The sequence below is a fragment of the Microbispora sp. ATCC PTA-5024 genome, assembly GCF_000511135.2.
Classification (GTDB): domain Bacteria; phylum Actinomycetota; class Actinomycetes; order Streptosporangiales; family Streptosporangiaceae; genus Microbispora; species Microbispora corallina.
Genome location: NZ_KI866522.1, coordinates 1669112 through 1677817, shown reverse-complemented (window position 1 = coordinate 1677817; position 8706 = coordinate 1669112). Strand labels below are relative to the sequence as shown.

The window sequence follows — 8706 nt, the reverse complement described above, 5'->3', positions numbered from 1 at the left end:
GGGGAGGTTGCGCGCGAAGAAGTGTTCGGTGATGCGCCGGACGTCGGGGTCGACCCGGATCCACTCGGGGGCACGTCCTCCGGGGATGATGAGGGCGTCGTAGCGCTCGACGTCGACGTCGGCCCAGGGCACGTCGACCGGCAGCTTTCGGCCGTTCTTCTCCACGTAGGCGTCGGAGTTGGGGTCGAACTCGTGGATGACCAGCTGAACGTCACGCATCGTCCGTGAGGAGACGTCGACGTCCCAGCCGCCCTCCTGCACGCGGTAGTAGGGATACATGGTGTCGAGCTCCTCGGCGGCGTCGCCGGTAAGGAGCAGTGCTCTGGGCACCTGCTTCTCCTCGCATCTGAGGCGGGTGAGGTGGATCCGATCCGATCCGATCCGGTTGCGTTAGCATTCCTCGGTCCGGTCCGCCCGTCAAGCCTTTGCCGTCATTCCGTCCGCGTCCTTGACTTCGTCGAACAATCGCCGGAACCGCTCGCCGGACAGCAGGATGTGCCGACGCATGGCGTAGGCGGCGGCGTCGGGGTCGCGCGCGGCGATCGCGGCCAGAACGTCTTCGTGCTCGGCCATGGCCAGGTGCGTGACCTGGGTGTCGTGGAGAAGCCGGAACAGGTGCACGTGCGTGTGCAGGCGAGCGAGCGCTTCGCGGATGACCTGGTTCTCCGCGCTCAGGGCGACGAGATCGTGGAAAGCGGCGTCGCGCAGCCCGAAGGCGCCATAGGCCATGAGCCCGTCGCCCCCCTCCAGCTCCGCCATCTCCTCCAGCAGGCGTCGCAGGCCGGCCACCTGCGTCAGGGATGCGCGTTCGGCGGATCTGCGCGCCGCCGCCGGCTCGAGGAGCAGGCGGAGCTCAAGCATGTCCTCGAATCGCTGACGGGTGATCTGGGGGGGAATGCGATAGCCGGCATGGGGCACACGCACGACCAGGCCCTCGGCCTCCATACGGTTCAGAGCGTCTCGGATCGGCGTCTGCGAGACCCCCAGCTCTCGCGCCAGGACGTCGATGGTGACGCGGGAGCCAGGCTCGATCCGTAGCGACATGAGCTGTCCGAGCAGCGTGTCGTACACCTCGTCGGCAAGCCGGCCGCGAGATCTTCCCGGCGGCGTTCCGCCCGTCATCCCACGGCGCCGCGCGATCATCGCTTCGTCGTCCATCGTGACGCGAGGTCCTTTCTTACGTTTTCGGGAACCTGTTGATTTCGGTCGCAACGCTGCAGGATGTTGACGCCCCCACTCGGATCGTATAGGAAAGGTGGCGGATGCCAGCCATCCTGTACCCATCGCGGAACCCCCGCCATCGCTCCGCTTCGGTCGGTTGGAGCTCCTATGAGCATGCTCGACGTCCTACTCGATTCGCCACCGGGCCGATAAGGACCGAAGGACTTCTCGACTGCTTGAAGCCCCATCACGTCGCGGCGTACCCGTGACGCCGGTCTGCGGGTCAGCCCCTGCGACAGCCGGCAACACGCCTGAACACCCCCCAGCAACTGCTCGGCGAAGCACGCAGCAAGGCTCCAGAGATCCCCACCCAGAAAGCAGGCGAGAAGATGCGGTATCCACGGCGAATAGGACGACTGTCCGTTCCCGGTCGAACGGTGCACTTGGCGACGGCGGCCATGTTGGTGGCCACGACCCTGGCGGCGTGCGGCCAGGACGACGGCGCGAGCGCCCCCAAGGCGCCGGCGACCATCCCGGAGCTCACCAAGGACCCGCTGACCCTCAGCTTCATCTGGTTCGACTGGCCCCCCGCCCACGCGCTGGAGGCCTTCGCGAACGCGGAGTACACCAAGGAGCGGCCGAACGTCACCGTCAAGGTCAAGACCGTGCCCAACGCGAACTGGCACGACGCGATGTTCACCCAGTTCGCAGCGCACAAGACCGACTTCGACATCCCGATCCTGGACTCGCAGCACATCGGCGAGGCCGTGACGAACGGCAACATCCTCGACATCACCGACTTCGTCAAGAAGAACATCGACGTCAAGGCCTACAACCCGTACCTCCTGGCCGCCTACGGCCAGTTCCCCCAGGCGGAGACCGGCAAGCGCGACGAGAACGCCAGCCTGTACGGACTGCCGCTGCTCGGCGACACCTGGACGATGATCTACCGCAAGGACCTGATCGGCGACAAGCCACCGCAGACCTGGGACGAGATGATCTCAGTCGCCCAGAAGTGCCAGGCGGACCATCCTGGCGTCAGCGGGCTGGCTTTCCACCAGGCCAACGGCTCCGACGCCGCGGCCGTAACCTACAACACGGTCAACGGCGTCTACGGCGGCAACCTCTGGAACTCCAAGACGCGCAAGATCGAGGGCGTCCTCAACGACGCCGCGGGCCAGGAGGCGATGGACGTCCTGGTCAACAAGATGAAGCCGCTGACCGCCAAGGGCTCCGGCAACTGGTTCATCGACGAGGTGAACGCGGCGGTCGCCCAGGGCAAGGCCTGCATCGCGTTCAACTGGATCGCCGCGAGCGGCGGCCTGCTCGACCCGAAGCAGTCGACGCTCGGCACCACGCGGGAGCAGATTCTCGACAAGCTGGGCTTCGCCCCCCTGCCGAGCCAGAAGACGAACCTGGTGCCCCTTGGCGGCATGGGGATGCACGTGTCGGCCTACTCCTCCGCGACGAACCAGGCGGAGGCCCTGAACTTCATGAAGTGGTTCGAGCGGGCCGACATCCAGAAGAAGTGGGCCGCCGCTGGTGGCGTGCCATCGCGTACGGACGCCCTGGAGTCGCCCGAGTTCCTCAACGCCCAGCCGTTCAACCAGGTGTACACCGACTCGGTTCCGCGGATGCGGGACATGTGGAACGTGCCCGAGTACGCGCGCCTCGTCGACATCGAGAACACCAACGTGAACGCGGCTCTCAACGGCGCGAAGAACCCGAAGGACGCGCTCGACGACATCGCCAAGGAGCAGCAGGCCGTGCTCGACTCCAGCAACCGCAAGGGCGGCGGCGGACTGTGAGTGACCCTGTCCCTCTGACGACCGGCCACCCCGGGCAGGTGGCGTCCGCGACGCCGCCTGCACCGGGCCGGTCCCGCCACTTGAGCGACCGCTGGCTCGCCGTGGCCTTCATCTCCCCCGCGTTGCTGCTGTTGCTCGCGATGTCGGTGTTCCCGTTGCTGTGGGCGCTGTACCTGTCTTTCACCGACTACTCGGCCACCCGCGGGGGGCCCGCCAATTTCATCTGGTTCGGGAACTACACCGCCATCCTGACTTCGGCGCAGGTCCACCTGAGGGCCCTGACGACGTTGATCTACGTGGTCGGCGCGGTCACCCTGCAGACCGTGCTCGGTTTCGCCATCGCCTACCTGATCTCACGGCGCATGCACGGGCGAGGACTGCTGACCACTCTGTTCCTGGTTCCGATGATGCTGTCGCCGGTCGTGGTCGGGCTGTTCTGGCGATTCATGCTCGACGCGCAGTTCGGTGTGATCAACAGCATGCTCGGCTCGCTCGGCCTGGGGCAGGTGGAGTGGCTTACCCAGCAGCGAACGGCATTGATTTCCCTGATCGTGGTCGACACCTGGCAATGGACGCCGTTCATCATGCTCATCGCACTTGCGGGCCTCACCGCGGTCCCCAAGTACCTGTACGAGGCCGCCTCGATCGACCGGGCGTCCGAGTGGTTCCGGTTCCGCACCATCACTCTTCCGCTGGTGTGGCCGCTGCTCCTCATCGCCGTGCTGTTCAGGGCCATCGAGGCCTTCCGGCTGTTCGACCTCGTCTACATCCTCACCAGCGGAGGTCCGGGGGTCTCCACCGAGACGTTGTCGTTCCACGTCTACAAGGTCGCGTTCCTGGGCTTCAACACCGGAACCGCCTCGGCCTACGGGATCCTCATGGTCCTCGTCGTCATCGTCCTCACGCAGCTCTACCTGCGCTACCTGAACAAGCTCAAGGAGGACTGATGGCCGTCTCCGTCGACGAGGCCGTGGCCGCAGGTCCTGTGCGGGATCACACGCCCTCCGCGCGCCGCCTCGGCGGCCGGGGCCGCTCGGTGCTGGAGGTCGCGCTGCTGACCGTGCTGGCCGTCGTGATGCTCTTCCCGGTGCTGTGGATGATCGAGACGTCCATCAAGGAGAACCGGGATGTCTACGCCATCCCGGCCAAGTTCTTCGACTTCAAGGTCACCATGGACCACTTCAAGGACGTGTTCGTCACCTCCCGCGGCGGTCGCTCGACCTTGTCCGTCTCGTTCCTCAACTCCGTCCTGGTCGCCGGCGTCTCCACGGTGCTGGCCACCGTGCTGGGGGTCCCGGCGGCCTGGGCCTACTCACGCTTCGCCGTGAGGGCCAAGAAGGACCAGCTGTTCTTCATCCTGTCCACCCGCTTCATGCCGCCCGTGGTGGTCGTGATCCCGATCTTCCTCATGTACCGCCAGGTCGGACTCATCGACAGCAAGCTCGGTCTGATCCTCATCTACGCCGCGTTCAACGTCCCGTTCACGATCTGGATGATGAAGGGGTTCGTCGACGAGGTGCCCGCGGAGTACGAGGATGCCGCCATGCTCGACGGCTACACCCGCCTGCAGGCGTTCTGGCGATTCACCCTTCCCCTGCTCCTGCCCGGGATCGCCGCGACGGCGGTCTTCGCACTCATCTTCTCGTGGAACGAGTTCGTGTTCGCCATCTTCCTCACCTCCAGCGACAACGTGCGGACGGCCCCGCCCGCCATCGCCGGCCTCATCGGTGGAACCACCGTGGACTGGGGTCTCGTGGCCGCCGCCTCCCTGGTGTTCGCCCTACCGGTGCTCGTCTTCGCCTACCTGGTGCGCAAGCATCTCGTCGCCGGTGTGACGCTCGGGGCGGTGCGACGCTGATGTCGGGCATCGAGGTGACCGCCCTGCACAAGCGCTACCCGGACGGGACGGTCGCAGTCGAACACGTGGACCTGTCCGTCGGCGACGGTGAGCTGTTCGTGATGCTCGGCCCTTCGGGTTGCGGCAAGACGACCACGCTGCGGGCCATAGCCGGCCTGGAGAGGCAGACGACGGGCGACATCCGCATCGGCGACACGCTGGTCAACGACCTGCCGCCCGCCGAGCGCGACATCGCCATGGTGTTCCAGTTCTACGCTCTCTACCCGCATCTGAGAACCCGCGACAACCTGGCGTTCCCACTGCGGGCCGAGGGACTGCCCAAGTCGGAGGTGCGCGAGCGGGTCGACGAGGCCGCCCGGCTGATGCGGCTCGGTCCGCTCCTGGACCGGCGACCGCACCGGCTGTCCGGCGGGGAGCAGCAGCGCGTCGCGCTTGCACGCGCCCTGGTGCGACGACCGCGCGCGTTCCTCATGGACGAACCCCTCACCAATCTGGACGCGGAGCTGAGGGCGGACATGCGCACGGAGATCAAGCACCTGCAGGGGGAGCTGGGGACGACGATGGTCTACGTCACCCACGACCAGGTCGAGGCGATGTCGCTCGGCCACAGGATCGCCATCCTCAACAAGGGCCGCGTCGAGCAGATCGGCACGCCGCTGGAGGTCTACGACCGTCCGGCGAGTCTTTTCTGCGCCGCGTTCATCGGCTCCCCGCCGATGAACCTGATCGAGGTGGAGGTGGCCGACGGGAAGCTGCGCAGCCAGGGCGGACTGGTCCTCGCGCCACCGCCAGGCCTGCCGCGCGACCGTCGCCTGGTCGCGGGCGTCCGGCCGGAGGCGCTGGAAGTCACAGAACCAGGGGCGGATCGTTCGGCCCCTGCCCGCGTGGTCTCGGCGGAATGGTTGGGCGACGAAGTCATCTACGTGGTCGACCACGGCGGCCAGCGCGACGTACGGGTTCGGATGCCACCGACCGTCCGTTTCGCCGCTGACGCACCGGTCGGGCTGCGGCACACCGGCGGGCCCCCGCCGGTCTACGACGTGAGCACGGAAGAACTGGTGGCCTGATGGGAACCGTGGCAGTGCACGGGCTGCGCAAGTCCTTCGGCAAAGTCCAGGCCCTGGACGGGGTGACGCTGGACGTGCCCGACGGCTCGTTCTTCGTCGTGCTCGGGCCCTCCGGGGCAGGCAAGACGACGACACTGCGAGCGATCGCCGGCCTCGAGAAGCTTGACGCCGGGTCGGTCCACCTGGACGGGAGGGACGCGACCGGTGACGCCCCGGCCGCACGCGACCTGGCCATGGTCTTCCAGAGCTACGCCCTCTACCCGCGACTCACGGCGTACGAGAACATCGCTTCGCCGCTGCGGGCACGCCGCTGTTCTTCGAGCGAGATCGCCGCTGCCGTCGAGCAGATGTCCAGCCTGCTGCACATCGAACGTCTGCTGCAGCGTCGCCCCGCGCAGATGTCGGGCGGTGAGATGCAGCGTGTCGCCCTGGCCCGGGCCTTGGTCCGTCGCCCGCGCGCGTTTCTCATGGACGAGCCGCTGACGAACCTCGACCTCAAGCTCCGCGTCGAGATGCGCACCGAGCTCACCCGCATCCACCGGAGCCTCGGGGGAACCTTCGTCTACGTGACCAACGACCAGGTCGAGGCCCTGTCCATGGCCGACCAGGTCGCGGTCCTCAAGGAGGGGAAGGTGCAACAGGTCGGAACGCCGACCGAGGTGTACGAGCGTCCGGCCAACCAGTGGGTCGCAGGCTTCGTCGGGAGCCCGCGGATCAGCCTGCTCCCCTGCCACGCCGAGGGAGATCGTCTGGTCGGGGCGGAAGGGTGGACGCTGCCGCGGCCCCGCTGGACCACGGCTGAGGACGGTCGTCCGCTGCTGCTGGGCCTGCGCGCGGAGGACCTGTCCGTCGAGCGGCGTGGGGACGCGTCGTTGCCGGGTGAGCTCTACGGCCTTGAGCCGCTCGGTGACCGAACGGTGGTCGACGTCCGAGTGGGGACGGAGATCCTCAAGGTCAAGGCGCGACCCAGCGTCACCGGTACGCCGGGCGAGCGGCTGCTTGTCACGGTCGACCTGGACCGTGCGCACCTGTTCGACGCGGGCACCGGGCTGGCGCTGTCCGAGGCCGGGAGATAACCGCGCAGGCGACGTCGACATGCGCCCGCACGTGGCAAGCGAGCCTCGGCGGGCCGTCACCGGTGAGCACGGCCCGGCGACGCCGAAGCAGCCATGGCCTGAGAAGGCGATCGGCGGCGCGGGGCGTCGCCCTGCGGCCACGGCCAAGGCCGCGTTCGGCCCGCCCGGCACCCTCCATCCCGACGAGGTCGTGTGCCCTTCGTCGACCCGCGTGGCGCGATCGCCGAGGTCACGCCGGACATCACCAAGAACATCACAGGAGGCGACGCGATGAGTGACCCGATGAACGTCCTGGCCCCCGAGCACCGGCGGCTCCGGATCGGCGACGCCTGGCGCGACGCCGCCGGCGGAGCCACCTTCGTGGTCGAGGACCCGGCCACCGGCACGACCATCGCCGAGGTGGCGGACGCCGGCGTCGTCGACGGGCTCGCCGCTCTGGACGCGGCGAGCACGGCGATGGCGGAGTGGGCGGCGACCCCGCCGCGGAGACGATCAGAGTTGCTGACCGCGACGTACCGGGCACTGACCGAGCGGTCCGAGGAGGTCGCCCGGCTGATAACGCTCGAGATGGGCAAGCCGCTCGCCGAGGCTCGGGGGGAGGTGGCCTACGGCGCGGAGTTCTTCCGTTGGTTCGCCGAGGAGGCGGTGCGCGTCGAGGGGCGCTACAACACCGCTCCCGCCGGCGGATATCGCATCCTCACCGTGCCGAAGCCGGTCGGACCGTGCGTCTTCGTGACGCCCTGGAACTTTCCGTTGGCCATGGGCGCCCGCAAGATCGCTCCTGCGCTGGCGGCGGGCTGCACGACGATCACCAAGCCGGCCGCCCAGACGCCGCTCACCATGCTGCTCCTGGCCCGCATCATGGAGGAGGTCGGCGTTCCCCCGGGCGTCGTCAACGTCGTGACGACCAAGCGCGCCGGCGAGGTGGTCTCAGCACTGCTGGCCGACCGCCGGACCCGCAAGCTCTCGTTCACCGGGTCGACCGAGGTCGGGCGCGTGCTGCTGCGACAGGCGGCGGACAACGTGCTGCGCACCTCCATGGAACTGGGCGGCAACGCGGCCCTGATCGTGTGTGCCGACGCCGACCTGGACGTCGCGCTCGACGGTGCCATGGTGGCCAAGATGCGCAACATCGGGGAGTCCTGCATCGCGGCCAACCGCATCTACGTCGAGGAGCCGGTGCGCGAGGAGTTCACGGCGCGCTTCGCCAAGCGGATGGGCGCGCTCTCGGTGGGCCATGGTCTCGACGACGGCGTGGACGTCGGGGCGCTGATCGACGAGGCCTCGGTCGCCAAGATCGACGAGCTCGTCGCCGACGCCGTCGATCGCGGCGCCCGTGTCCTGGTGGGCGGCGAGCGTCCGGATGGGCCGGGCCACTTCTACCCGCCCACGGTCCTCGTCGACGTGCCCGATGACGCGCGGATCCTGGAGGCGGAGATCTTCGGCCCGGTGGCGCCGATCATCTCGTTCACGTCCGACGACGAGGTGATGGCGAAGGCCAACGACACCGAGCACGGCCTGGTCGGATACGTCTTCACCCGTGACCTCCAGCGGGCGCTCCGGTTCACCGAGGGGCTGGAGACGGGGATGGTCGGCGTCAACCGTGGTCTGATCTCCGACCCGTCAGCTCCGTTCGGAGGCGTGAAGCAGTCCGGGATCGGCAAGGAGGGGTCGCACGAGGGCATCCGTGAGTACCTCGACGTCACCTACGCGGCGATCGACCTCCCGTGACCGGC

The 8706-nt window shown here is 68.0% G+C and carries 8 protein-coding genes; 6 read left to right on the top strand and 2 right to left on the bottom strand.

Annotation, left to right across the window (positions count from 1 at the left end; all coding sequences use genetic code 11):
• Positions 1–330, bottom strand: a 330-nt coding sequence (locus MPTA5024_RS07405) for a DJ-1/PfpI family protein (RefSeq protein WP_036321008.1), incomplete at its 3' end; no start/stop codon positions are given.
• 87 nt (positions 331–417) lie between these two features.
• Entirely contained in the window at positions 418–1158 is a 741-nt protein-coding gene (locus tag MPTA5024_RS07400; protein WP_051457813.1) for a GntR family transcriptional regulator, read from the bottom strand.
• 461 nt (positions 1159–1619) lie between these two features.
• Between MPTA5024_RS07400 and MPTA5024_RS07395 the strand changes: the two genes are divergently transcribed.
• From MPTA5024_RS07395 to MPTA5024_RS07370, 6 genes are all read left to right on the top strand, one after another.
• Entirely contained in the window at positions 1620–2969 is a 1350-nt protein-coding gene (locus MPTA5024_RS07395) for an extracellular solute-binding protein (protein WP_198166997.1), read from the top strand.
• A gap of 80 nt (positions 2970–3049) precedes the next feature.
• Positions 3050–3916, top strand: a complete 867-nt coding sequence (locus tag MPTA5024_RS07390) for a carbohydrate ABC transporter permease (protein WP_198166996.1) — start codon at positions 3050–3052, stop codon at positions 3914–3916.
• The gene (locus MPTA5024_RS07385; protein ID WP_036321003.1) at positions 3916–4827 is read left to right on the top strand and encodes a carbohydrate ABC transporter permease; all 912 of its coding nucleotides are present in this window, start codon (positions 3916–3918) and stop codon (positions 4825–4827) included. The genes MPTA5024_RS07390 and MPTA5024_RS07385 overlap by 1 nt, the downstream gene beginning before the upstream one ends.
• The gene (locus MPTA5024_RS07380; protein WP_036321001.1) at positions 4827–5894 is read left to right on the top strand and encodes an ABC transporter ATP-binding protein; all 1068 of its coding nucleotides are present in this window, start codon (positions 4827–4829) and stop codon (positions 5892–5894) included. Before MPTA5024_RS07385 ends, MPTA5024_RS07380 begins: the two co-directional genes overlap by 1 nt.
• The gene (locus tag MPTA5024_RS07375) at positions 5894–6970 is read left to right on the top strand and encodes an ABC transporter ATP-binding protein (RefSeq protein ID WP_036320998.1); all 1077 of its coding nucleotides are present in this window, start codon (positions 5894–5896) and stop codon (positions 6968–6970) included. Before MPTA5024_RS07380 ends, MPTA5024_RS07375 begins: the two co-directional genes overlap by 1 nt.
• Positions 6971–7240: 270 nt before the next feature.
• Positions 7241–8701 carry an NAD-dependent succinate-semialdehyde dehydrogenase gene (locus MPTA5024_RS07370; protein WP_036323520.1) on the top strand — a complete coding sequence of 487 codons (1461 nt, stop codon included), beginning with the start codon at positions 7241–7243 and terminating at the stop codon, positions 8699–8701.
• Positions 8702–8706: the final 5 nt, after the last annotated feature.

Bases quoted from the DNA above. Each gene is read 5' to 3' on its own strand.
- MPTA5024_RS07400 (WP_051457813.1), bottom strand. From the start codon at position 1,158: ATGGACGACGAAGCGATGATCGCGCGGCGCCGTGGGATGACGGGCGGA.
- MPTA5024_RS07395 (WP_198166997.1), top strand. From the start codon at position 1,620: ATGTTGGTGGCCACGACCCTGGCGGCGTGCGGCCAGGACGACGGCGCG.
- MPTA5024_RS07385 (WP_036321003.1), top strand. From the start codon at position 3,916: ATGGCCGTCTCCGTCGACGAGGCCGTGGCCGCAGGTCCTGTGCGGGAT.
- MPTA5024_RS07380 (WP_036321001.1), top strand. From the start codon at position 4,827: ATGTCGGGCATCGAGGTGACCGCCCTGCACAAGCGCTACCCGGACGGG.
- MPTA5024_RS07375 (WP_036320998.1), top strand. From the start codon at position 5,894: ATGGGAACCGTGGCAGTGCACGGGCTGCGCAAGTCCTTCGGCAAAGTC.
- MPTA5024_RS07370 (WP_036323520.1), top strand. From the start codon at position 7,241: ATGAGTGACCCGATGAACGTCCTGGCCCCCGAGCACCGGCGGCTCCGG.